The sequence below is a fragment of the Candidatus Kryptonium thompsonii genome (assembly GCF_001535985.1).
GTDB classification, from domain to species: domain Bacteria; phylum Bacteroidota; class Ignavibacteria; order Kryptoniales; family Kryptoniaceae; genus Kryptonium; species Kryptonium thompsonii.
On the sequence record NZ_CZVS01000007.1, the window covers coordinates 1 to 234 of the forward strand.

The 234-nt window shown below is 25.2% G+C and carries 1 protein-coding gene (only partly in view); it reads right to left on the reverse strand.

Annotated elements, in window-relative coordinates; genetic code table 11:
• Positions 1 to 197: 197 nt before the first annotated feature.
• Positions 198 to 234: the final stretch of a TonB-dependent receptor gene (locus AWW78_RS01205; RefSeq protein WP_176696216.1), read on the reverse strand. Its footprint extends 1,076 nt past the window's final position; the window shows 37 of its 1,113 coding nt (coding positions 1,077–1,113); its start codon lies off the right edge, out of view; its stop codon occupies positions 198 to 200.

Genomic DNA, 234 nt, shown 5'->3' on the forward strand with positions numbered 1-234 from the left:
GAAAACAATCCAGATTACCTTGATATATTTGGTTCCTCAATTAAAATTAGAGCGCAAAATTTTTATAAAACATCAGTAAATGAAATAGGATTAGAATTAAAAAAATTAGATTTAGATCAATGGTTGAGTTTTAGTAAGACGATCTTTGAAGGGATTGAAAAAGGGAAGAGAACGTATTATTATCTTACATTTTACTTTCAAAATGAATTACGAGTGAATAAATTTTTTGTTTTT